24 protein-coding genes are annotated in these 23,032 nt (G+C 61.9%); 14 read left to right on the top strand and 10 right to left on the bottom strand.

What is annotated here, in order from left to right; genetic code table 11:
* Window positions 1–51: 51 nt before the first annotated feature.
* Window positions 52–627: an RNA polymerase sigma factor gene (locus FNU79_RS07075; RefSeq protein ID WP_404825773.1), complete on the bottom strand. Its 576-nt coding sequence runs from the start codon at window positions 625–627 to the stop codon at window positions 52–54.
* Window positions 628–795: 168 nt separating this feature from the next.
* Between FNU79_RS07075 and FNU79_RS07070 the strand changes: the two genes are divergently transcribed.
* Window positions 796–1,161 (top strand): FUN14 domain-containing protein, encoded by a 366-nt coding sequence (locus tag FNU79_RS07070; protein ID WP_225429929.1) that lies wholly within the window; start codon window positions 796–798, stop codon window positions 1,159–1,161.
* A gap of 83 nt (window positions 1,162–1,244) precedes the next feature.
* Here the strand turns inward: FNU79_RS07070 and FNU79_RS19885 are convergent, their stop codons facing one another.
* A complete protein-coding gene (locus tag FNU79_RS19885) occupies window positions 1,245–2,237 on the bottom strand; it encodes a peptidylprolyl isomerase (protein WP_318636133.1) in 993 nt (330 codons plus the stop codon).
* 422 nt (window positions 2,238–2,659) lie between these two features.
* Between FNU79_RS19885 and fabZ the strand changes: the two genes are divergently transcribed.
* From fabZ to FNU79_RS07040, 4 genes are read left to right on the top strand one after another with little or no spacing between them, the layout of a single operon-like run.
* A complete protein-coding gene (gene fabZ / locus FNU79_RS07055; protein WP_143720176.1) occupies window positions 2,660–3,178 on the top strand; it encodes a 3-hydroxyacyl-ACP dehydratase FabZ in 519 nt (172 codons plus the stop codon).
* Between the two features lie 3 nt (window positions 3,179–3,181).
* Window positions 3,182–4,333: an LptF/LptG family permease gene (locus FNU79_RS07050; RefSeq protein WP_143720175.1), complete on the top strand. Its 1,152-nt coding sequence runs from the start codon at window positions 3,182–3,184 to the stop codon at window positions 4,331–4,333.
* A gap of 5 nt (window positions 4,334–4,338) precedes the next feature.
* The gene (locus FNU79_RS07045; RefSeq protein ID WP_143720273.1) at window positions 4,339–5,463 is read left to right on the top strand and encodes an MGDG synthase family glycosyltransferase; all 1,125 of its coding nucleotides are present in this window, start codon (window positions 4,339–4,341) and stop codon (window positions 5,461–5,463) included.
* Window positions 5,460–6,722 carry a polysaccharide deacetylase family protein gene (locus FNU79_RS07040; protein ID WP_143720174.1) on the top strand — a complete coding sequence of 421 codons (1,263 nt, stop codon included), beginning with the start codon at window positions 5,460–5,462 and terminating at the stop codon, window positions 6,720–6,722. The genes FNU79_RS07045 and FNU79_RS07040 overlap by 4 nt, the downstream gene beginning before the upstream one ends.
* Window positions 6,723–7,036: 314 nt before the next feature.
* Here the strand turns inward: FNU79_RS07040 and FNU79_RS07035 are convergent, their stop codons facing one another.
* Window positions 7,037–7,522 carry a hypothetical protein gene (locus tag FNU79_RS07035; protein ID WP_143720173.1) on the bottom strand — a complete coding sequence of 162 codons (486 nt, stop codon included), beginning with the start codon at window positions 7,520–7,522 and terminating at the stop codon, window positions 7,037–7,039.
* Between the two features lie 60 nt (window positions 7,523–7,582).
* Window positions 7,583–8,908 carry a ribosome biogenesis GTPase Der gene (der, locus tag FNU79_RS07030; protein ID WP_124869013.1) on the bottom strand — a complete coding sequence of 442 codons (1,326 nt, stop codon included), beginning with the start codon at window positions 8,906–8,908 and terminating at the stop codon, window positions 7,583–7,585.
* Window positions 8,909–9,142: 234 nt separating this feature from the next.
* Between der and FNU79_RS07025 the strand changes: the two genes are divergently transcribed.
* A complete protein-coding gene (locus FNU79_RS07025; protein ID WP_185974634.1) occupies window positions 9,143–9,628 on the top strand; it encodes a DinB family protein in 486 nt (161 codons plus the stop codon).
* On the opposite strand, the gene FNU79_RS07020 is transcribed toward FNU79_RS07025, so the two are convergent.
* Window positions 9,625–10,542 (bottom strand): LysR family transcriptional regulator, encoded by a 918-nt coding sequence (locus FNU79_RS07020; protein WP_143720171.1) that lies wholly within the window; start codon window positions 10,540–10,542, stop codon window positions 9,625–9,627. The genes FNU79_RS07025 and FNU79_RS07020 overlap by 4 nt on opposite strands.
* 88 nt (window positions 10,543–10,630) lie before the next feature.
* On the opposite strand from FNU79_RS07020, the gene FNU79_RS07015 reads away from it, so the two are divergent.
* From FNU79_RS07015 to FNU79_RS07000, 4 genes are all read left to right on the top strand, one after another.
* Window positions 10,631–11,719 carry a YeiH family protein gene (locus FNU79_RS07015; protein WP_143720170.1) on the top strand — a complete coding sequence of 363 codons (1,089 nt, stop codon included), beginning with the start codon at window positions 10,631–10,633 and terminating at the stop codon, window positions 11,717–11,719.
* Window positions 11,720–11,918: 199 nt separating this feature from the next.
* Window positions 11,919–13,391 carry a DUF512 domain-containing protein gene (locus FNU79_RS07010; RefSeq protein WP_225429927.1) on the top strand — a complete coding sequence of 491 codons (1,473 nt, stop codon included), beginning with the start codon at window positions 11,919–11,921 and terminating at the stop codon, window positions 13,389–13,391.
* 125 nt (window positions 13,392–13,516) lie between these two features.
* Window positions 13,517–13,903 carry a large conductance mechanosensitive channel protein MscL gene (gene mscL / locus FNU79_RS07005; RefSeq protein WP_143720169.1) on the top strand — a complete coding sequence of 129 codons (387 nt, stop codon included), beginning with the start codon at window positions 13,517–13,519 and terminating at the stop codon, window positions 13,901–13,903.
* 68 nt (window positions 13,904–13,971) lie between these two features.
* Window positions 13,972–14,424, top strand: a complete 453-nt coding sequence (locus tag FNU79_RS07000) for a DinB family protein (RefSeq protein ID WP_143720168.1) — start codon at window positions 13,972–13,974, stop codon at window positions 14,422–14,424.
* A 112-nt stretch (window positions 14,425–14,536) separates the two neighbouring features.
* On the opposite strand, the gene FNU79_RS06995 is transcribed toward FNU79_RS07000, so the two are convergent.
* Window positions 14,537–15,232, bottom strand: coding sequence for an amino acid ABC transporter permease (locus FNU79_RS06995; protein ID WP_143720167.1), 696 nt, complete (start codon window positions 15,230–15,232; stop codon window positions 14,537–14,539).
* 102 nt (window positions 15,233–15,334) lie between these two features.
* On the opposite strand from FNU79_RS06995, the gene FNU79_RS06990 reads away from it, so the two are divergent.
* Window positions 15,335–16,285: an ROK family protein gene (locus tag FNU79_RS06990; RefSeq protein ID WP_143720166.1), complete on the top strand. Its 951-nt coding sequence runs from the start codon at window positions 15,335–15,337 to the stop codon at window positions 16,283–16,285.
* 55 nt (window positions 16,286–16,340) lie between these two features.
* Here the strand turns inward: FNU79_RS06990 and mltG are convergent, their stop codons facing one another.
* Genes mltG through cmk form a run of 3 tightly spaced genes read right to left on the bottom strand, consistent with a single transcriptional unit; the run spans window position 16,341 to window position 19,081 of the window.
* A complete protein-coding gene (gene mltG / locus FNU79_RS06985) occupies window positions 16,341–17,375 on the bottom strand; it encodes an endolytic transglycosylase MltG (protein ID WP_143720165.1) in 1,035 nt (344 codons plus the stop codon).
* Window positions 17,372–18,382, bottom strand: a complete 1,011-nt coding sequence (locus FNU79_RS06980; RefSeq protein WP_225429926.1) for a carbohydrate kinase family protein — start codon at window positions 18,380–18,382, stop codon at window positions 17,372–17,374. The genes mltG and FNU79_RS06980 overlap by 4 nt, the downstream gene beginning before the upstream one ends.
* 60 nt (window positions 18,383–18,442) lie before the next feature.
* Window positions 18,443–19,081, bottom strand: coding sequence for a (d)CMP kinase (gene cmk, locus FNU79_RS06975; protein WP_143720270.1), 639 nt, complete (start codon window positions 19,079–19,081; stop codon window positions 18,443–18,445).
* A gap of 98 nt (window positions 19,082–19,179) precedes the next feature.
* On the opposite strand from cmk, the gene FNU79_RS06970 reads away from it, so the two are divergent.
* Window positions 19,180–19,971, top strand: a complete 792-nt coding sequence (locus FNU79_RS06970; protein WP_143720164.1) for a peptidylprolyl isomerase — start codon at window positions 19,180–19,182, stop codon at window positions 19,969–19,971.
* 48 nt (window positions 19,972–20,019) lie between these two features.
* The gene (locus FNU79_RS06965) at window positions 20,020–20,589 is read left to right on the top strand and encodes a peptidylprolyl isomerase (RefSeq protein ID WP_143720163.1); all 570 of its coding nucleotides are present in this window, start codon (window positions 20,020–20,022) and stop codon (window positions 20,587–20,589) included.
* Window positions 20,590–20,654: 65 nt separating this feature from the next.
* Here FNU79_RS06965 and FNU79_RS06960 read toward each other — a convergent pair whose 3' ends face one another.
* On the bottom strand, window positions 20,655–22,040 hold the full coding sequence (locus tag FNU79_RS06960; RefSeq protein ID WP_143720162.1) for a M20/M25/M40 family metallo-hydrolase: 1,386 nt from the start codon (window positions 22,038–22,040) through the stop codon (window positions 20,655–20,657).
* A 211-nt stretch (window positions 22,041–22,251) separates the two neighbouring features.
* Here FNU79_RS06960 and FNU79_RS06955 point away from each other — a divergent pair, with 211 nt between their 5' ends.
* Complete coding sequence (locus FNU79_RS06955; protein ID WP_143720161.1) at window positions 22,252–23,028, top strand: hypothetical protein; 777 nt, start codon at window positions 22,252–22,254, stop codon at window positions 23,026–23,028.
* Window positions 23,029–23,032: the final 4 nt, after the last annotated feature.

Raw genomic sequence — 23,032 nt, 5'->3', positions numbered from 1 at the left:
AAAAGCTCAGCGCCGTTCCCGCTCTCACGGACTGCAACCCGCTTCCCACACTCAGTGAATATCGCTGACACTCGCCAGCAGCGACGAGAGCTGCTCTTTGGCGCGGTACACCCGGCTTTTGGCGGTGCCGAGGGCCACGCCCTGAATGCGGGCGATGTCGTCGTAAGGCAGGTCTTCGACAAATCGGAGCACCACCGCCTCGCGGTATTCGGGGGCGAGCTGCATCAAAGCACGCTGCACGCGGTCTTGGGTCTGGGCGCTCTCGGCTTCCTGCACCGGACTGCGCGAGGTGCTGACCACCTCAAAGCCCACCTCGTCTTGGGCTTCTTCGAGCGAAAAGCGGCCGAGCTGCTTGCGGCGGTGCTTTTCGATTTGGGTGTTGCGGGCAATTTGGTACAGCCACGGCAGCGCCCGCTCTCCGACCCTGAAGGTGCGAATCGAGCGCCAAGCCCGGTAAAAAACTTCTTGGGTCAGGTCTAAAGCGTCTTCGGCATGGCCTTCCAGGCGGTACAAATAAGCGTACATTCGCCGTTCGTAGAGCGAGATAAAAGCCTGCCACGCCGCTTCGTCGCCGCTCTCAAGTTGAGCGAACAAGGCGGAGTCAATCACATCTTCAGGCAAACTCATCATGCCTAAGATACAGCCAAGCGTCACTTTTGGGCGTCTATCTTTTGGTTGAGGTGGGTTGGCTAAGAGAGGTGAAGAGCAGGGGCCAAAAAACAGCGGTCAAATGAGCGGGGGCCAAATGAGCAGCAGCCAAGCTCGGTACTCAGACTTTGCCGTTAACATGGCGCGGTGTCTTCAGCTCCCGCCGCTTCCCCCGCCGATTCGTCGCTGGCCCACAGCCTTTCGCAGGCAATCTTGCCGCTGTTGCCGCCGCTGTCGCTGGGCGCGGTGCTGGGCTTCGCGGCGGGCTACGCCGTGCGGGTGGTGGGCCGCGTGGCCCTGCTGATCGTTGGCCTGCTGTTCGTGGCGATTCAACTGCTCTCGTATTTTGATCTCATCAGCGTCAACTGGCTGCGCTTTGAAGCGCTCAGCGGCCCCTGGCTGCAAGACAGTGGCAAAAGCGTTTGGAACTGGGTATCCGGCGTGCTGACCCACGATCTGCCGTTCGGCGGCGCGTTCGTGGTCGGGCTGCTGCTGGGGCTGCGCAGCCGCTGAAAAGCCGACACTATTCAAAAAGCCGCTCTCCATTTCCGGAAAGCGGCCCCTGTCTCTTGACTTGAGCTGTTCAGCCTTAAAGACTAGAACTCGTCGTCTTGATCGTCGTCGTCATCATGGACATGGCCGTGCGCCAACTCGTCGGCGGTGGCGTCCCGCACACTCTTGATGGTCACGTCAAAATTCAGCACTTCTCCTGCCAGCGGCTGGTTAAAGTCGACCGTCACGTCGTCGCCGTCTAAGCCCATCACGGTAAAGGGCGTCACGCTGCCGTCTTCGGCCTGAGCAAAGTAGGTGGCTCCCACTTCGATGTCGTCTTCGAAGTCTTCGCGGGCGATGACCTGAATAGCTTCTTCGTCGCGCTCACCGTAGCCGTCTTCGGGCTGCACCGTGACCATCATGTGATCGCCCGCCGATTTGCCGTCCAACGCTTTTTCCAAGCCGGGAATGATATTGCCGTGGCCTTGCAAGTAGGTCAGCGGCTCCCCACTCTCGCTCTTGTCGACGACCTCACCGTTGACGGTCAAGGTGTATTCGATTTCTACCACTTTATCGTTACTGATGTTCATGCTTTCTCCTGTGAACTGCGTGTTTGGATTTTGCTTGCTGAGATCGTCGTCATTATGGACATGGCCGTGCGCCAGTTCGTCTTCTGTCGCGTCGCGCACACTTTTGATGAATACATCGAAATTAAGCACTTCACCGGCGAGCGGCGGGTTAAAGTCGACCGTCACGTCGTCGCCGTCTAAACCCATCACGGTGAAGGGGGTCACGCTGCCGTCTTCAGCTTGCGCGAAATAGGTGGCCCCTACTTCTATGTCGTCGTCAAAATCCTCACGGGCAATAATCTGAATGGCCTCGTCGTCGTGCTCGCCGTAACCGTCTTCAGGCTGTACTGTAACTTTGACATGATCGCCTGCCGATTTACCTTTCAACGCTTTCTCTAGGCCAGATACGATGTTGCCGTGGCCCTGCAAGTAGGTCAGCGGCTCCCCGCTTTCACTTCGGTCTACCACTTCACCATCGATAGTCAGCGTGTATTCGATCTCGACGACTTTGTTATCGCTGATGTTCATGTGCTCTCCTCTGGGCTGCCCGCTTTTGCCGAGCAACCAGTAACTACTCCCCAAATTTCGCTGCTTAGGATACCTCAGCGCGGCGCGGAGCCGTGTCCTTTGCCAAGCTGCGCTTTGTAAACCTGTTTTTCTAGGCAGCAGCGCCCTGCTCCGGCGCGGCGCTGCCCGATTTTAGGCGTTTTTTTGGGGGAGGCGTGTTAGCATACTCAAGCTGGATTTGAGCTGGTCTGAGCTGAAGCTGGCTGGACTAAAGCGGCGCGGTCAGCCCAACGCAGCGTTTTACCCTTTTCATCATCCGACTCTTTAAGGTGGAGTCGGTGTTGAAACGGGCTAAGCGGCGGACAAGGCAAGCGGAGACGAGTGAGGACAGTGAACGCTCAGCTGCCGGCTCGCCCACGCCACCACGAGGAGAAAAGACGAGCATGACTGACGCCCAAGCTGCCCCCCCAGAGCCTTCATCGGCTTTGGGTATTCAAGAGGTTCTGGCCACCCTGCCGCACCGCTTTCCCTTCGTGTTGGTTGACCGCGTTCTCTCACGCGGCGGCGGCGAGGCCCACGCCCTGAAAAATGTCAGCATTGGCGAGCCGTTTTTCGTTGGCCACTTTCCAGGTGAGCCGGTGATGCCCGGCGTCTTGATTCTCGAAGCCTTGGCACAGGCCAGCATGTTTTGTCTGCCACTCGAAGCGGGCGCGATCGGCTACCTCGCAGGCATTGACGGCGCACGCTTTAAGCGCAAAGTGGTGCCGGGCGATCAGCTTCACCTGTATGCCAAGCTGGAGTTTTTTCGCCGGGGGCTGGGCAAAACCACCTGCCGCGCCGAAGTGGACGGAGTGGTGGTGGCCGAGGCGAGCATTTTGTTTGCTCTGCCGCCCGCGCCCAAAGCTGCTCCCGCAATTCAAGCGGCCAGCGCTCCTGAGGCCAGTACCGGAGAACCGAGCTAAGCAATGCGCCTGACCCGTTACGTCACCCGCGAACTCTTGCCGCCGCTCATCGCCGGAACGTTGATGTTTACCGCCGTGCTGAGCTTCGGTTACTTTTTTATCAGCTCGCAGTTTATCGTCGGTGCGCCGATCGCGCTGATCGTGCGCTGGATCGCGTATCAAGTCCCCGACACCCTGGTCAAAATTTTTCCGATGGCCGTCGTGCTGATGGTGGTGGTGGCCTTTGGCCGGATGGCCACCGAGCGCGAACTGGTGGCGGTGCAGTCCGGCGGCATTTCGCTGGGCCGCCTGGCGCGTCCCGCGGCTATTTTGGCGCTGCTGGTCACGGCTTTATCGGTGTGGCTTTCGCTGTGGGCGGCTCCGGCGGCTAATGTCGCCACCCGCAGCCTTTACTGGGATGTGCTGACCAGCGCGGGCCTCAGCACCCTCAGCGGCAAAACGGTGGACTTGGGCAAGGGATTACTGCTGAGTCTGACCAGTTACGACACCAAAACCCAGCTCATGAACGGTGTGCGGATTGAGCAGTGGGGCGCAGACGCCAGCAAGCCCCAGCAGGCCACCCTCATTTTTGCCGAAAGCGGGACATTCACCGGCAATGAAATCAAGCTCAACAAGTACCAGCTCTACACCGCCAACTATGCGGGCGTGCAGGCGCTGGGCCAGATTCCTGACACCGATCCAGCCGCTTTTCGGGAAGCGGTGCAGACTATCTTTCCGCTGGGCGTGACGGCCCCGAGCGATCCCAACGCGCCGCTGATTATTGACACTGGCCTGTCACGGGCCGAGACGCTGGCCAAATACGCCGACGCCATTGGCGCGGACTCGGCAGGCTGGCCGCAGCTCATCACCCAGCTCACCGCCCCGAATGTGCCGCAGACCGAGCGCGACGCTGCCCGCCTGACCCTCAACCGCAAATTGTCGCTGCCGTTCGGCAACTTGGTGCTGGCGCTGGTGGCTTTGCCGTTTGCCCTGCGCTTCGGGCGCAGTTTGGGCGTGGCGCTCGGCAGCGCCCTGCTGATTTCGGTGGTGTATTACCTGCTGTTTTTCGTGGGCCTGACCGTTGCGGGCCAGAGCGCGGCGCTGAGCGAAGTGGGCGCGTGGCTGGCCAATATAATCTTCTTTTTCACGGGCCTGTGGCTCCTGAGACGGGCCTGACGGCGATGCGGGCGCTGATTCTCTCGGCCTCGTTTGGCAGCGGCCACCACCAAGCCAACGCGGCGGTGGGCGAGGCGCTGCGTACCCTGCTGCCCAGCACCGAAGCCCGCCAAACCGACTTTTTGCGTCACCTGCGTGGTTATGAGCGCCAGATCGTGCTGGGCACTTACCTGGCTTGGCTGCGCCACAGCCCCGAGAGCTACCGCTGGTATTACCGCTTCACCGACCGAGAAACGGAGCCGAAAACCATCCGCGACACCTACAAATGGATGGGCCGAGAGGGGCTCCGGCGCGAGTTGCAAAGTTACCAGCCAGAGGTGGTCGTCAGCTCCTACCCGACTCCGGCGGCGGTGGCGGGGCACCTGCGTGAGCGCGAGGGCTTTGACTTCCTGAATGTGCTGGTGGTCACGGATTACCGGGTGCATCAGCACTGGGTGCGGCCCGAGGCCGATTTGCTGCTGGTGCCGACCGCTGAAACTGGGCGTCAGATGGTCGAGCGCGGCATTCCTGAAGAGCGGGTGGTGGTCACGGGTATTCCGATTCACCCGCGTTACCGCGAACTGATCGGCGCAGACCAGACCGCCCTGCGCCTCAAGCACGGCCTCAAGCCGGACGTGCCGCTACTGCTGATGTCGGGCGGTGGGCAGGCCACTTACCGCAGCTTAGAAAAAGTCATCTCTCAGCTTGGCTTGCTGGGTCGGCCCGTGCAGGTGCTGGTGCTGGGCGGCAACGGCGCAAGCGGTGAGGTGGCTGTGGAGCAGCGTGGCCAAGCCAGCGTCTACCGGCTGGGCTTTACCAACGCCTTTGCCGAACTGCTGGCCGCTTCCGACTTGGTGGTGGGCAAAGCTGGAGGGCTGACGGTGGCCGAGGCGACCACACTGGGCGTGCCGATGATTATTTACGATCCGATTCCCGGACAAGAAGAGTACAACGCCGATTACTTGGTGCGCGGAGACGCGGCGATGTGGTGCAAGAGCTTGGCCGAAGTGCGCCCCGCCGTGATACGCGCTTTGGAGAGTACCGAACACGCCCGCCTGAGTGCCGGAGCTTTGCGCCTCAGCGTGCCCGACGCCGCCGACCGCGCAGCGCAGGCCATTCTTACGGCGTTCGCGGAGCGCCAGAAACGGTGAAGCGCCGCACGCGGGCTATTCTCGGCGGCGCGGCGGGTTTGGCGGCTTATTACGGCCTGCCTTATCTGCTGGTGCAGGTTGTGGGCCTCGGGTTGGTCAGGGAGGGACGCCGCAGCCATTACGACCTCGCCCTGACTTTCGACGACGGCCCCGACCCTAGTACCACCCCCGCTGTGCTGAACGCGCTGGCGGCAGTCGGCGCACGCGCTACTTTTTTTGTGGTGGTGGACAAGGCCGAAGCCCACCCCGATTTGATCGCCCGAATGCTCTCGGCAGGTCACCAAGTCGAACTGCACGCCGTCAAGCACCGCCACACTTGGCTGCGGAGTCCTTGGGGAGCGCTTCTGGAACCCCGGCGCGGCGCGGCGCGGCTCTCAAAGGTGCTGGGCCATCCGGTGCGTTACCACCGCCCACCGCACGGCGCTTATACCCTCGCCACGGTGCTGGGTCAGCGCTGGGCTGGGCTCACCGGCGCACATTGGAGCGTGGAGTCCCGCGATTGGCACCCTGACTTTTCGGCGCAGGCGGTGCGCGGGCGGGTGTTGTCGCGCTCACGTCCCGGCGCGGTCACTGTGATGCACGACGCTGGCCCCGGCGCGGCCAAGACGGTGGTGGCGTTGCCGGCGTTGCTCAGCGAGTTGCAGGCGCGTGGCTACACCTTTCACCCCTTGTCCACTTTACCGGGCCTCGCGCCGCTGGGCCGCGCCGGGTTGCTTCGCCGCATCTCTGGCATCACCGATTTGATTTTTGACCGTCTCAGCCACATCGAGCCGGTGACTCAGCGGGCCGACAACGCTTTTCGGGTGGGGGTGACACGCCTCCCGTTCGGGCCCATTACCTTGAGAACGGGTCAGGTCATCGAAAAGGGCGCAAAAGTGCTGGACTTGCACGTCCGCAGCGATCATATGGTGGATTTCGGCGTCAAACGTGGGATGCGGCGGGCGACGGCGTGGGATTTGCCCTGGCTGGCTGACGAAATTACGCGCCGCCCCGATTGGAAAGACGCGCAGGGCATTTACACGCTTGGCACATTGACCTCGCTGGCCGCCATGTTCGGCTTCGAAACCTACGACTTGCCGTCTGCGGAGGCCCAGCGCCTGACCCGCTGGGCCAACTGGCTGCGCCGCGCCTACGGCACGCAAGAAGAAGCGAACAGCGCTCGCCTGAGCATCATCGGCATGGACGCTTTTTTGGCGCGGTATTTGGGCAGAGGCAAAGACCAGGCCGAGGGCGGGCCCGCGCCTGCGAGTCGGCTTTAAGGTTTGGGCGGCGCTCACTTCTCTGGAGAGTGCGGAACAGCTCGAGGCAAACTCAGCTGAAAAGTATCAGGGTCTTTAAACCTCCTAACGCTCACTCGGAGGCAGGGTTGCCGCTGAGAATTGGACAGGCTAGTTGTAAGCGGCGCAAGTTCGGTGGGCGAAGGTGCGCCGTCACTCGGCTGGCCCCGAACGACCCTGTTTGTGGTGTGTGGGAGCCAGAAACTGGACGCCGACCCAGCCACAATCAAAAAAGCCAATGCTGAGGGCAGCATGGCTTGTTCTGAGCGTCTATTCGGTTAAAGCGGTGAAGCGGTTTACAACCCCGGAATCGGCGCGGCAATGTCTCTAATGGTCTGTCCGTTCGCTGCCGAGGCGCTGCTGACTTGCTGGGTCTGGTCATTGAGGCTTTGCAAGTCCGCTTCGTTGAACTTGCCCTGTTTGAGGTCGCTGCCGATGTTGCTGAATGAAGCCTGAAGCTTGGTCAGCTCGCCGTCCATCTTTTTGAGGAGAGGAGAGTTGCTGTTGTGGGCGACCTTCTCAGCGACATTGAGTTCGTGAGCGGCAAACAACAGGGCCGCGCCCCCCTTGACCAGTTTGACGGTGCGCCCCGCCGCGCCCGCCGCGAACTGCCCACTGCGGTAGGGTGCCCAAACCCAGTGGTGAAAGGCAAAATAGGCCGCGCCGAGGTGGGCCACGAAGCGGGTTTTGTCGAGAAGGGCGTGGCCAGTGCTGAGCGGGCCGACAGCCAAAACGAGGGTCGCGGTCAGCAAAGCCGACTTGCGAAATGAAGATGAAGTCATGCACGAAGAATGGAAGGCAGAGTTCAGGTCAGCATGAAACTTGCGGCCCGCTGCGGCAGATTACTCTTCGTCGTCTCCGCCCTTCTTGCCTTTCTTGTATGGCCCTTTCTCTTTCCATTTCAGGCGCACCGGCACGCCCGCCATCCCCAGATCCTCGCGGATACGGTTCATCAAAAAGCCCTCGTAAGCCCGCGTCACGAAATCGGCGCGGTTGCAAAAGACCGCAAAAGTTGGCGGCGCGGTTTCCACCTGCGTCATAAAGTACATCCGCAGCGACTTGCCGTGGAAGTTGGGCATCCGCTGTTTCATCGTCCAGATACCCAGCCACCTGTTGAGTTCGCTGGTCGGCACGCGGCTTTGCCACTTTTCATAGAGTTTCATGGCTTCGGCCAGCATGTCGTGGATGCCGTAATCGTTGATGGCCGAGGTATAGACGCGGGGCGCGTAGGCGATGTGGTGGAGCTTTTCGTTGAGTTCGCGCTCGGTGCGTTTGAGTTCTTCGTCGGGCACCAGATCCCACTTGTTGACCACCACAATGACGGGCTTGCCGCTCTCATACGAGAGGTTGGCGAGCTTGAGTTCGTGATCGCCGATCTCGCTGGCGTTGACCACCAACCAGATCACGTCGCTGCGCTCGATGGCGGTCTTGGAGCGCTCAATGGCGTATTCCTCGATGCTGGTGTCGGGCCGCTTGCGAATACCCGCCGTGTCGACCAGCACGAAGCGCTGACCCGAGTAATCCCATTCCACGTCCACGCTGTCGCGGGTGGTGCCGGGCTGATCGGCCACGATGACGCGCTCGGTGCCGGTCAGGGCATTGAGCAAGCTGGACTTGCCCACGTTGGGCCGCCCGATAAACGAAATGCGAATCGGCGCGATGTCCGGCACGTCTTCGGTATCTTCGGGCATGTGCTCCATCACGCGGTCGAGCAGGTCGTCTAGGCCGCGTGCGTGCTCGGCACTGAGCGCCACCGGATCGCCGAAGCCCAAGCCCCACAGATCGGCGAGGTAGGTTTCGTGCTTGGGCGAATCGATTTTGTTGGCGGCCACGATCACCGGCTTGCCGAGCTTGCGCAGCCAATCGGCCACCTCGTAGTCGGCAGCCGACAGCCCCTCGCGTGGGTCGGTCACGAAAATCACGCTCTGAGCGCCTTCCATGGCCCACTCGGCTTTTTCACGAATGGCCTGTTCCCACTCGTCGCCACTCCACAGTCCGCCGGTATCGATCAAAATGATCCGGTGGTTCTGGTACATCATCAGGCCTTCTTTGGCGTCACGGGTCACGCCGGGGAAGTCGGCCACGACGGCCTCGCGGCGGCCCACCAGACGGTTGAAAAGACTCGACTTGCCCACGTTGGGGCGGCCTACAATAGCGACTTTATGCATAACTGACTCTCCTTTGCGGTGTCGCAGTTCCAGCGGAGTCATGCCGGAAGTGCGCCGATATGGTGCGCCTGACCCTTACACATCTTTGGGGTGCGCGTTTTCGGGCGTTCGTTGATCTCACCTTGAGGCAAGTCTGAACGCGAAGCAAAATAAGATACAGGATACAGGTGCAGGCGTTTGTAACTGCGGGCGGCTTGTGGGTTTCGGCTGGTGAGAGAGCGCAAAATGGACTGTGTGGACGAACTCCTGACCCTGCTCGATTACCACGCCTGGGCAACCGAGCGCACTGTGCAGACGCTGACGCCGCTCAGCGCCGAAGAATTTGGCCGCGACCTCGGCAGCAGTCACGGCGGCATCGGCGGCACGCTGGCGCATCTCTACGGCTCCGAGCTGATATGGACGGCGCGGCTCAGAGGGGCGACGCCGCCCGGCTTTCCAGCGCCCGGCGAACTGCTGCCGCTGCCTGAGTTGTTGCCGCGCTGGCTGGCGCATTTGCGGGAGCGTCACGCTTTGGTGGCCCCGTTGCCGCCGGGGGAGCTTCTGCACTACACCAATCTCGGGGGCGAGCCGATGGTGAGCCGAGTCGACGACAGTCTGCGCCACATCGTCAACCACGCCAGTTATCACCGGGGTCAGGTGGTGGGGATGCTGCGCCAGCTCGGCCACAGCGCGGTCAATACCGACCTGATTGGCTTTTACCGGCAGCAGAACCGAAGCTAGGCCTCACGGCTTGACTCTGCCGTCGTCTGCGCTGCGGTCAGCAACCGGATAAACTGCTGAGCGGGCAAGCTGAGCGGCTGACCCTCCAGCGTCACCAGCGTTAGCGGACGGTGCAGCGAGAGTTCGGGAAATTCCAGCATCAGCAGTTGGCCCGCCCCGACCTCGCGCTGAACGGCCAGCGACGAGAGAAACGCCGCGCCCACCCCCTGCATCACCAGTTCTTTGATAATCTGGGTGCCGCTGGCTTCCAGCACACTGCGCCGCTCCAGCCCTAGAAGCTGAAAGGCGCGTTCGGTGACGGCCCGCGTCCCCGATCCCGGCTCGCGCTGAATCAGTGGGCAGCGGCTCAGATCGGCCAACTGGGGAGTTCCGGCGGCCCAGGGGTGCTGCGGCGAGATCACCAGCACCAGCCGGTCTTCCAGCAGGGGGCGGGCGCTCAGGGCGCTGTCGAGCCGCGAGAGTTCGCCCTCGACGATGCCCAGTTCGCCCCGCCCGGACAGCATCAGATCTTCGACGTGCTGCGAATTGCAGGCCTCGACCTTGACCTGCACCTCCGGAAACGCCCGGCAAAACTGCGCGAGGTGCTGGGGCAAAAAATACTCCGCAGCGGTCATGCTGGCCAGCAGCGAAAGCTGGCCCCACTGCCCCGAATGCACTTTCTCGGCCCACTCCCGTGCCTGACGCAGACCGCGCTCGGCGCTCAGCGCGTAGGGCAGCAGCGCCCGGCCTGCTGCGGTGAGTTCGATGCCGCTGCGGCGTCTGACATACAGCGGCTCGCCCACCGCTTCCCGCAGGCCGCGCAACTGAGCCGAGAGGGCCGGTTGGCTGCGGTTGAGTTGCTCGGCGGCCCGCGTCACATTGCCGAGCCGGGCCACCGCCGCAAAACAAATCAGACCGTCCGCTTGAATTGCCACTTGCCCAGTTTAGAGTCATTCAGATGATGGATAACGCAGATCAAAGAATGAATTAGATTTATAACACTGCCGGATCTAGCATGGACGTATGTCTTCTGCTCCCGTTCCAAACCAACCCTCCCAAGTTCAGTCCAAGTTTGTCCAACTGCTGCCCGGCCTGCTGCTCTCCGGCGCGGTGGCGGGCAGTGCGCTGTGGCTGGACACGCAGGGCTGGCTCAGCTCGCTTGGCCTAAGCAGCTTAACGCTGGCGATTGTGCTTGGCATTTTGGTGGGTAACACTTTTTACGCTCGCCTCGCTCCCACCGCGCAGTCGGGCGTCACCTTCAGCAAGGGCACGCTGCTGCGGCTGGGCATCATCTTGTATGGTCTGCGCCTGACCATTCAGCAGATTCTGGGCGTGGGTCTGGGCGGGCTGCTTGCCGATCTGCTGATGCTCAGCAGCACCTTCTTTCTGGCGTTCTGGCTGGGTACGCGCTGGCTGAGGCTCGATGCCCAGACGGCCATTCTGATCGGCGCGGGCAGCAGCATCTGCGGCGCTGCCGCCGTGATGGCCACCGAACCCGTCGTCAAGGCGCAGGCCGAGAAGGTCGCGGTGGCCGTCGCCACAGTGGTCATTTTCGGCACCATCGGCATTTTTTTGTATCCGCAGATGAACGCCTGGCACTGGTGGCCGTTTTCGGGACTTCATTTCGGGGTCTACATCGGCTCGACGGTTCACGAAGTCGCGCAGGTGGTCGCCGCAGGCCGCGCCATCAGCCCGCAGGTGGCCGACGCGGCGGTGACGGTCAAGCTGCTGCGGGTCATCTTGCTCGCGCCGTTTTTGCTGCTGCTGTCGTACTTCTGGGGCCGCTCAGGGCCGGGCCGCACCGATCAGCGCGGCGCACAAAAAGGCAGTGCAGAGAAAGTCAAGCTGAGCATTCCCTGGTTTGCCTTCGCCTTCATCGGCGTGGCGCTGTTTAACTCGCTCCACCTGCTGCCGGTACGCTTACTGCAAAACCTGATCACCCTCGATACTCTGCTGCTCAGCATGGCGATGGCCGCGCTGGGCCTGACCACCCACTTCGGAGCCATCCGTCAGGCCGGGGCCAAGCCGCTGCTGCTGGGCGCGGTGTTGATGGTCTGGTTGGTGGGAGCCGGGGGATTGGTGCAGGGGTTTTTGATGAGCGTGGGGCTGTAGTGGGTTTTGGGGCGCGGCGCGGCAAGAAGGTGCTGAAGGCTCCCCGAAGCGGCAACCGTGCCCCGCCTTCCTAAACTGGGCCGGTATTTCTGTTAAACTGCCGCGTTTAGGGTCAGCCCGCTTGATGGAGAGTTGCCTTTTGGTAGGCGCGGCGGCAGAGGTGGCCCGCCCAAGAAGGGTTTGAACTGAGGAGTTTGATTTGACGGCCACACTGTTTCCCCAACTGTCCGAAGAAGTTTTCCCCGCCCCGATCAAGTCGGTGGAAGCGGGCAGCGCCGCTGAGCGGGCGGGCGTGCGTCCCGGCGACCAACTGCTGCGCGTCAACGGGCAATCCGTTACCGACGTACTGGCCTACCGGCATCTGCTGTCACAGGGCAAGGCCGCGCTGGAAATCAGCCGCCCCGCCGCCGTGCCTTTTTTTGCCACGCCGCAAGACCACCACACCATCAAAATGGGCGAGGCCGCCCACACCTTTTTCTTTGAGGTGGAATGGGAAGATCCGGGCTTGGAATTTGAAGAAGTCCTGTTCGACGGCATCAAGAAATGCGCCAACAAGTGCGATTTTTGCTACGTGCATCAGATGCCGCGCGGCTTTCGCAAGAGCCTCTACATCATGGACGACGATTACCGCCTATCGTTCCTCTACGGCTCGTTCGTCACTTTGACCAACCTGACCGAGGGCGACATCAACCGGATTCTGGATGAAAACCTCTCGCCGCTGTACGTCTCAGTGCATTCGTCCAATCAGGCGCTGCGCCAGGACATGATGAAGTGGTGGAAGCTCAAGGTCAAAGACCAGCAGGCCACCCAGATCACCGGCATGATCGAGCGCCTTTCGAGCATCGATCTCTACACCCAGATCGTGCTTCTCCCGCAGCGCAACGACGGCGAGAACTTCGATGAAACCTTGGAGTATCTGACCTCGCGGCCCAACGTGATCTCAGCAGCAGTGGTGCCGATTGGCTTGACGGATCACCGTAAGAATTTGCCCGACGTACGGACTTTTAACAAAGAAGAAGCCAAAGACGTGATCAAGCGGGCCAATATCTGGCGCAAGAAGTTGCTGGACGAGCGCGGCACCCGTTTCATTTTCCCCAGCGACGAGTTTTATCTGCTGGCCGGTGAACCGCTGCCCACCGAAGAGGAATACGAGGGCTTTCCGATGCTCGAAAACGGCGTCGGGATGATCCGCGACTTTTTGACCGAGGGGATGCCTGCTTTGCCGGAGCGCTTGCTCGCGCCCAAAAAAGTCATCTTGGGAACGGGCCTGCTGTTTGCCGAGTCGCTCGATCTTGCTGTAGAGCCGCTTCGGGCCATCGAAGGCCTGGAGATTGAGGTGCGGGCCATCGAGAACCAGACCTTCGGCAAAGTCACCACCGTGGCGGGCCTGCTGACCGGGCGCTGCTTCCGGGCGGCTGTCAAGACTGGTGAGGCCGACTTGCTGATCGTGCCGCCCACCACTTTGCGCTACGGCACCGAACTGATGATCGACAACACTAGCCTCTCGGAGTTGGCCCACACCCTGGGAATGCCGGTCAAATCCGGCGGCAGCACGCTGGGTGAACTGGCCCGCGTGATTTTGGGTGACGTGGTCAGCAGCGGCCCGCAGTTTGGCATGAGCGCCCACGCCGTCAAAGAAAACAGCAAGATCGACGGTTCGAGTCAGGCCTGAACGTCAACGCGCTGCTGGCGATACGGTAGCAAATCTTGCGAAGCGCGTCAGAAATTGGCTTCATGTCTAGACGACACCGGAGGCTCCAGATTGTGCTCCGGCCCAGAAAGTGGAAAAATTAACACATGGTCAGTGGATTTCAGAAGTTTTTGTTGCGCGGCAATTTGATTGATCTGGCAGTCGGTGTACTGATCGGCGCGGCTTTCGGCAAAGTGGTGGACGCCTTTACGAAAGGCCTCATTTTGCCCATTATCGGTATCTTCGGCGGTGTACCGGATTTTTCGGCCCTCACCTTCACCATTAATAAGAGTGTCTTCCAGTACGGCGCATTCATTACGGCTCTGCTGAGCTTTCTGTTGTCCGCCGCCGTCATCTACTTTTTTGTCATCGTGCCTTTCAACAGGTTGATGGAGCGCTTCAAGCGTGAAGAAAAGCCCCCGGTGGCCGAGCCCAGCAACGAAGAAAAGTTGCTGGCCGAGATCCGCGACGCGCTTAGGCAGCGGCCCCTCTAAATTCTCAGCGTCAAGCAAAGTGGCCTGCCTGTCTGGGGGCCACTTTCGCATGGGTGTATGCTGCGCTCATGACTCGCGCCCAGAACTACATCAACGCTTACCGGATGCACCGCGCCGCCCTGCAAGACCTCTACGCCGAGTTGCCCAGCGAACAGGGGGACTTCAAAGCTTGGGAAGGGGGAATGAGCTTTGTGGGGCTGGCCGACCACCTCTCTGCCTCCACGGCCCGCATACCCGCCATGCTCAGCGGCGAAAAACCTGCTCCTGCCGCTGAGGGCAGTGCTGATCTGGCGTCGGCCCGCACCCGGCTGGCGGCTTCCACTGAGCAGGTGGTGGACATGCTGAGCGCCCTAAGTGACGGAGACTTTGACCGGCATGTTTCCGCCTTCGGTGGCCGCGAAATGCCCATCGGCGCTTTGATGGAGTTTCTCGTTCAGCACGAAGCGCATCACAAAGGACAGGCCTGGCTGATGGCCCGCATGGTGGGCGTGACGCCGCCGTTTTTTGTCAAGTTGGGGTAGAGACGGCTGAATTGCGGCAATCTCCAGCACGCCGTAAATTCATGATGTTGCCCCACGTCAGCCCGCTGTTCTACCGAAATGGTATCCGCCCAAATCTGATCCCGTGCGTCGCTCAAATCACCCGGCGCTGCGGCAAGCTCTCGCCGCGTGAGAACCGCCGCTCCAGCCAGCGCACGATGCGGGTCAGCACAAAGGTCAGGGCAAAATACATCAGCGCCAGCACCGCGTAGACTTCAAACTGCCGGTAGGTGGCGTTGGTGATGTAGCGCCCCTGCGAAAACAGTTCTTGCAGCGTCACGGCGCTGGCCAAGCTGCTGCCCAAAATCAGCGAAATGAACTCGTTGCCCAGTGCGGGAAGGGCCACCCGCCAAGCCTGCGGCAAGACCACGTGCCGCACGGCTTGGGGGCGGGTCAGTCCCAAACTGCGCCCCGCTTCGATCTGGCCTACTGGTACGCTGCTCAGCCCGCCGCGCACGATTTCGGAGGTGTAGGCCGCCGAGTAAAGACCGAGTGCCAGCACCGCCGCCGGAAAACTCGGCAAGGTCAGGCCGAGGGTGGGCAGACCGTAATACACCACGCTCAGCAGCACGATCAGCGGAATGCCGCGCACCACGTCCACGTAAGCGTTGCTCAGCGGAGCCAAAATCGGCAACCGAAAAAAGCGTACCAAACCCAGAAATGTTCCCAGCACCACGCTGACGAGCAGCGCCGAGAGGCTGACGGCCAACGTCAGTTCAAGCCCCGTGAGCAGCAGCGCCGGGTACTGTCCTGAAAAAATTGTTTTGAAGCCCTCCAAGAGATCGGCCATATCGGGGCAGTCTAACGGCTGGGGCGGGGAAGGCGGCAGCGGGGGTCGGGCTCTCGGGGAAATGGGTCTAGACTGTGGCCCAGATCAATTCTGGGAGTTCACATGACAAACCAAGCTCAACTTGCTCAAACCCAAGCCGCTCCAGTCCAGCCGCTCTCTCCAGAGCGGGTCAGCATCGGTGTGGACGTGGGCGGCACCAAAATCGCGGTGGGCGTGCTGCGCGGCGAACACCTGCTTGACCGCCACGTTCAGCCCACCCCCGAAACCGGCTGGCCTGCGGTGCTCGACGCCGTCGCCGCCCAGATTCGGCTCCTGCAAGTCGCCCACCCCGACGCCCTGCACATCGGCGTGGGTGTGCCGGGGCCGCTGACACCTGACCGGATGGGCGTCAAGTTCGCTCCCAATATCTACGGCTTTAGCGACGTGCCGATGGTGGCCGGACTGAGCGAGCGGCTGGGCATGACGGTGGTGCTGGAAAATGACGCCAAAGCGGCGGCGCTGGCCGAGGCCACGCTGGGTGCGGCGCGGGGCAGCAGCAGCAGCGTGTACATCACCGTGTCAACCGGCATCGGCAGCGGCATCGTCATTGGTGGGCGCATCTGGCGCGGCTTTCACGGCGTTGCCGGTGAGTTCGGCCACGTCACGGTGCTGCCGGGCGGCCCGGTCAGCGGCGCGGGCCTCGACGGAGCGCTCGAAGCCGTCGCCAGCGGCACCGCCATCGCTAGAGACGCCAGCTACGCCCTCAACCGCGAGGTCAGTACCGCCGAAGCGTTTGCGCTGGCCCAGACTGGTAATCCGCAGGCCAAGCGGGTGGTTGAGCAGGCCATGAAACACATCGGCGTGGCGATTGCCGATATTCAAAAGCTGCTCGACCCTGAGGTGTTCGTGATCGGCGGCGGTGTGGCGGCGGTCGGCGACTACTTTTTTGAGGGCGTAGACAGGGCGGCGCAGGAATACGGCGCAGCTTTTGCGCCCGTCACCATTCGCCGCGCCCAACTCGCCTCAGACGCGGGCGTGATCGGGGCGGCGCTGTCGGCGTTTGAGGGCATTTAACGGCAAAACAAAAGGGAGAGGAGAACGTTCACTCCCTCTCCCTTTTGTTTTGCCCTCAGCGGTAGCGGGCAATGTCGCGCAGGTGGGCGGCGTAATCGTTGTTGACGTGAATGACGCCGTCGGTACCGTGCAAAAAGTACAGCGCCGCTTTGCCGTTGGGGGTGGTCAGTTTGGCATTCAGGACGCTGCTCAGCGCCGCTTCGCCGGGGTTGTTGATCGGGCCTTTGGGCAGGCCCATACGGGTGTAGGTGCTGTAAGGGGTGTCTTTGGTGAAGTCGCCGGCTGAGCGGTCGAGGTCAGGCAAGTCTTTGCCGAGGCCATACGCCACCGTTGGGTCGCTGCCCAGCGCAATGCCCTGCTTCAGGCGGTTGAGAAATACTCCCGCCACCACCGGCATCTCCGCGTCGTTGGCGGCTTCGGCTTGCACCATGCTGGCCAGCGTCACCCACTGATCCACATTCAGATTCAGTTTTTTGGCGGCGGTGATTCTCTCCGGGGTAAATTCCTGGGTCATCCGTTCGGCCAGTCCCTTGACGATGTCCTCGGCACTGGCTTTGGGCCGAAACGGGTAGGTGGCCGGAAACAAAAAGCCTTCCAAGTTGCCCGCCCCCGCTGCTTTGGCCGCTGGGCTGAGAGAGACATCATTCAGCGCGGCTTTGAGAGCAGGTGCGCTGCTCAGGCCCGCCGCCGTGATGATCTCCGGTAAATCTTTGAGGCGCTTGCCTTCGGGAATGGTCACGCTGACAGTGGGAATGCGCGGATTGCCGGCCAAGTCGTCGGCCACCTCAAAAACGGTTTGATCGGCTGGAATCTCGTAAAGCCCTTCTTTGAGCTTGCCTGCCGTGCCGCGCTGACGCATGACGTAGCGCAGCGCCGTGGCATTTTTGATGACGCCGCGCTGCTGCAACTCGCCCGCTTTGGCGGCCAGCGTGTCGCCGGGTTTGATTTCTAGGGTGTATTTGGGGCCGCCAGCACTGGTGGTCAGGCTGTAAACGTAGGCGGCAATTGCCAATATGGCGAGCAGCAGCAACAAAAAGATCCAGAACAGCGCCCGTTGCCAAGCGGGGCGGCGGTTGTTGAGGCGGGTCACGCGCCCACCTCTGGACTGGGCTGAGAAAGACTAGGCTGAGCAAGCAGCGGTGCGAGGCGAAGCTTAAGGGCTTCGTCTACCGGCGGGCGTGCGCCAAAGCGTGAGACCACCCAGCCGCCCACCTGCGCGGCTATCTTGGCCGCTTTCACCGGATCACCATGCTCCAGATAATGAGCCAGAAAGACGCCGCCAAAAGCGTCTCCGGCTCCGGTGGCGTCCACCAAGGTGTCTTGCGACGCCTGAATGTGGGTGCGCGGAGTCTGTGGGCCTTCCAAAAGTGCGCCGTCCTCGTCCATTTTCAGCACGATCAGGGCTTTGGGGTAATGGCCGCGCAGCCACGCGAGCGCCGCCTCGGAGGTGCTCTCTCCGCTCATGGCGCGGGCTTCGTCGGCGTTGGGAAAGAAAATATCGAACGGCACTTCACTGATCCACGACAAAAAGTTCTCGCGGCCTGCCTGCTGAATCATCTGAAAGCTGCCGGGATCGAGGCTCAGCGTCGCTCCAGCTTCCTCGGCGAGTTTGGCGGCGGCCAAGGCGGCGCGGCGCGGCGGATCGCGGAAGAGGCTCCAAGCGGTCAGGTGAACGTGGCCCGCGCCCAGCAGCACTTCACGCGGCAACTCTTCGGGCAGCAGTTCCCAGTCGGCTCCCTGTCCGGTCAGCATGGCCCGCTGGCCCCGCTGGTCAATGAGAGCCAAAATCACGCCGGTCGGATGCAGCGGCGTGCGAATCACCTCGGCCAACACGCCTTCGTCCTCAAGGCCTGCCTGCGCCAACGCTCCGAAATGGCCGGTGCCGATTTTGCCGACAAAGGTGCTGGGGTAGCCCAGGCGTCTGGCCCAGACCGCCAGGTTGGCCGCGCTGCCGCCAGGCGAGAGTTCCATGCGGCCAGTGGTGTCTCCTCCCGGCAGCAGCGAGGTATCGGGTTTGGCCAGCACGTCCCACGCGAGGTCGCCGACAGAAACGAGCGGCTTGGTGGTGGGCGGCAAAGAGGATTGGTTGAAGGGCACCCGCTTATCATAAATCGGAAATGGCCGCGCGGTGCGCCAGCAGGACTAGGGGGCCAAGCGTTAAGCCCGCTCTTGGAGCCCGGCCATGACCGCCGCGATCACGCCCGCCAAGTCTAGGTCACTGGTGTCAATGATCTGGGCGTCGGCAGCGGGGTGAGACTGCAACTGATCTTGTTCATCGCGGGCAATCAGGGCCTGCTCCACGGCCTCCACATCGCCGACGCGCTCTTTGACGCGCCGCAGCGCCCGTACACGCGGCGAGGCCACCAAAAAGAACTTGGCCCGCGCCTGCGGAAACACGGCGGTGCCCATATCGCGTCCCTCGGCCACAAACGGCGGAGTCAGGGCACGCAGCCGGGCGTTGACCCACTCGCGCAGCTGCGGCAGTTGGGCCAACGCGCTGACGCCCGCGTCCACTGCGCTGGTGTGGGCGTCGGCGGTGAGCTCACGCGGGCAATCAGGAGTATCGAGGTAAATGCGGTTGCCCCCAGCCAGCGGTTCCAAGCGCAGTGGGGCAGCGCCCAGCAGCGAGAGCAGGGCCGGGGCGTCGCTCAGGGACGTGCCCGCTTCGAGCGCCAGCAAGGTCGCGGCCCGGTACAGCAGACCGCTGGAGACATAAGGAATACTCAGGGCGCTGGCTACGCCGCTGGCCACGCTGGATTTGCCGCTGGCCGCTACGCCGTCAATCGTTACAATCACACCAATCGCTACAGTCACGCCGCCGAGTTTAGCTCACCGGACGGGCCAGGCTGCTCCTCAAGGCCGTCTCATCAAAGGGTCGGCTAAACTAAAACCAAATGAAGCGTATTGCCCTCCTCACTTTGCTGACCCTGAGTCTGGCCGCTTGCCAGAAAAAAGAAGCCACCACGACCACCACCGACACCACGGCGGCGGATACCACCAAAACTGACACCACCAAAACAGATACCGCAACACCGGACGCCACCAAGACGGATACCACCAAAACCGACGCGGCCACCTCCGCTGCCATCCCCAGCGGCTACACCCTTGTTCCCGACCTCGGCAAAACGCCCGTGACCACCTTCACGGCCCCGCCCGAAATGAAACTGGAAGACGGCAAAGATTACTACGCCGTGATCGACACCGACAAAGGCCAGATCGTGGCGGATTTGCTGGAAAGCGAAGTGCCGGTGACGGTCAACAACTTCGTGTATCTGGCCCGCAACCACTTTTATGATGGCCAGCGCTTTCACCGCGTCATCGACGGCTTTATGGCCCAGACCGGCGATCCCAGCAGCACCGACGAAAGCAAGAAGGCGACCTGGGGGCAGGGCGGCCCCGGCTACCAATTCCCCGACGAAATTCGCAGCAAATTGGTGTTCGACCAGCCCGGCATGCTGGCGATGGCCAACAGCGGCCCCAACACCAACGGCTCGCAGTTTTTTGTGACCTTTGCGCCTTCCACCTTCCTCAATGGCCACTACAGCTTGTTCGGCAAAGTGGTCGGCGGCGAAGACGTGCTGCCCAAGCTGACCCGCACCGCCACCAGCGGACAGGGCGGCGAGCAACCGATTGCCGGCGCGGTGCCCGACACCATCACCAGCGTACGGATCGTCACCAAGCCCTAAGAATCTCTTGGGGTGCTGGCAAGGTTCTCATGAGATTTAGCGGCTAGAATGTGGGCTATGACTTACACCAACGACGGTTATACCCAGATGAGCGCCCTCAGCGAAGACCGCAAAATCAGCTTCAAGACCGCGCCCAGCTTGGGCGAGGCTATCGAGCCCGGCAAGCAGTACCAGGCCGTGTTTGAAACATCCAAAGGCCGCATCGTCATGGATCTGTACCCCGACGACGCGCCGCAGACGGTCAACAGCTTCGTCTACCTGATTCGCCACCACTACTACGACGGCATTTCCTTTCACCGCGTTCTTCAGGACTTCATGGCCCAGACCGGCGACCCCACGGGCACCGGAGCGGGCGGCCCCGGCTACCAATTTGAAGACGAGTTCAACTCGCACCGCCACGACAAAAAAGGCGTGTTGAGCATGGCCAACCGTGGCCCCGCCACCAACGGCTCGCAGTTCTTTATGCTGTTCGCGGCGCAGCCGCATCTCGACGGCAAGCACACCGTCTTCGGGCAAGTCGTGGAAGGCCTGGACGTCTTGGACAAACTGACCCGCATCCAACCCGGCTACCCCGGCACGGCGGACAAAATCGAGAAAGCCTACGTGATGGAGAAGTAAGCACAGCAACAAAATGGATCAACGTTGAAGGCCCGCTGAATTGGCGGGCCTTTTTTGATGTCAACCTAACTGGGTTTGGCTTGTGCCAGCCGCTCCATGAAGACCACTCCGAAGCGCACGCCCGCTGCAAAGTCGCGCTTCAGGATATTTTCGTTGGGGGCGTGAACCCTGCCGCCGATGTTGCCGATGCCCATGATCACGGTCGGCACGTTGAGGTGCTTGACAAACGGATAAAGCGGGCCGCTGGCTGCGCTCGACGGCGATACCACCGGCTCCTTGCCGTGCGCCTCGCGGGCCGCTTGCAGGGCGACTTTTACAAATGGATTGTCAGCGCTGGTGCGGGCGGCGTGTTCGCTCGATTCGAGTTCGATCAGCTCGATGTCCTCAAAGCCCAAGGTGTCCAAGTGGGTACGCAGCAACTTGACGATCTCATCCGGATCTTGGTCGGGCACCAAGCGGATGTCGAGCTTGACGAAACCCGCAGCGGGCAGCACGGTTTTGCTTCCCTCACCCTCGTAGCCGCCGTGAAAGCCGTTGACGTTGATGGCCGGCGTCAAGTTGCTGCGCGTCTGGTGCTCGGTATCGTCGCCCAAAAAGCGGGTGATGTTGTAAGTATCCCGCAGCGGCCCTCTGGCGTCGGGCAACTCGTGGATGGCCTGCAAGTCGGCTTCACTGGGAGCGCGGATAGCGTCGTGGAAACCGGCGATGCTGGCCCGCCCGGTGGAGTCTCGCAGCGAGGCCACCGCCGCCGCCAAGCGCCACAGCGGATTGTCGACGACTGCGCCCAAGCTGCTGTGCAAATCCGAGTCGGCCACGCGGCAGCGCAGTTCCAAGCACACCACCCCCTTAAGGCCCAGCGACACCATCGGGCGGCCCTCGGAATCGATGCTGCCGAACTCCCACCAACAGCCGTCGGCGCTCAGCTCACTGGCGTGCTGCTCGACGAAGCGGGCCAAACTGGGACTGCCGATTTCTTCTTCGCCCTCGATCAGCCAGCGAATCTTGAGCGGCAAGTGGCCCGCGTGTCTGGCTTTGATGGCCCGCACCGCCGCCAGCCGCGAAGCAAATTCACCTTTGTCGTCGCTCGCGCCGCGTCCGTACAGCCGCCCGCCACGCTCGGTCAGCACGAACGGCGGCGAGTCCCACAGCTCTAAAGGGGTTTCGGGCTGCACGTCGTAGTGGTTGTAAATCAGCAGGGTGCTCGGCCCCTCGCCCGCTTCGGCAATCAGCAGCGGAGCCACTTGGCCGGGGTACTGACGCACCGTGAAGCCCTCGGCGCTCAGCAAATCCGTCACGGCCTGCGCGGTCTCGGGCAGCATGCGGCGCTGGGCGCTGACACTTTCCAGGGCCACCAAAGCGCTCAGATCACGCAGGCCCGCTTCCACGAAGGGTAAGAGTTCGGCGGCGCTGGGCACAGGTGATTGCGGCAGCGGGGAAGTGGGGTAAGGCATACCTTGAGGGTAACATCTGGCCTGAGGGCAAGTCCAAAACTCAAGCGCATACAGCGCTCCTACGTCGGTTCCGCACTCAAGGCAACGTGCTGATTGGAGGGCAGGGCGCTCCAGTTGCTCTCCTTGCCGTTTCTACCCACTGTCCCAGATGAGGAGCGGCGCGGCGCGTGTCAGGCAACTTCTCACCTCTGCCCGCTATGCTTGACCTCGCATGGGTTCGCGCCATTTCCGCCGTATTCTCCCTGCTCTCAGCTTGTGTTGTCTGTTGGGGGGCTTAACGGCGTGGAGCGGAGCGGCCACTTTCCAAACGACGGGGCAGGGCGTACCCACCTCGGTCAACGATTGGCGCAGCAAACTCGGGCCGCTGCTGCCGCAAACCGGCCAACTGGCCCAAATCATGGAAACGCGGGCCAAGTTCTCCATGACTGAAGTGCGCCGCCGGGTGCTGGACGCGGGCGGCGATCCACGCCTGCTCGACCAAATGCAGGTCAGCGCCGAGCGCGGCGTGGCTCCGCTGTATGACAAGCGGGTCAAGATCAGCGAAAACGACTTTCGGCGCTACCTTGTCATCCAGCAGGAGTTGCAGGTCAGCGGCAAGGTGGTGCGGCTGAGCATTTCGCGCAGTGGCAACCGCCTGACCTTTGGTGACGCGGGCGGCACCGCCCTCCTGCGCGGCATCAGCTTGGATCTGGAGACAGGGGATTTGCGTTTTCCTGAGGGATTTAGTGCCAAGCCTGAAGCGCTCAATATCTCGGCCATTCAGGCTGCCAGCGCCGAAGATCCGCTAGGCAAACGCAGCGGCTATGTCTGGAATGTGCGCGGCAGCAATCCGTTTACCCTCAATGCCCTCAACGGCCACTTCGCGCTGCTCTCGCTCGGTGACGGCAGCGTACTGGTCAGCTACAACCGCAACGGGATCCTAAACGGCACCGTGTCTACCGGCACCCTGATTCTCAATTTCAACCGCGACACCGCCGCGCCGCGCTGACTCC

Origin of the sequence: Deinococcus detaillensis, assembly GCF_007280555.1 — a bacterium.
GTDB lineage: Bacteria > Deinococcota > Deinococci > Deinococcales > Deinococcaceae > Deinococcus > Deinococcus detaillensis.
This window is presented reverse-complemented; position numbering and strand designations above follow the sequence as displayed.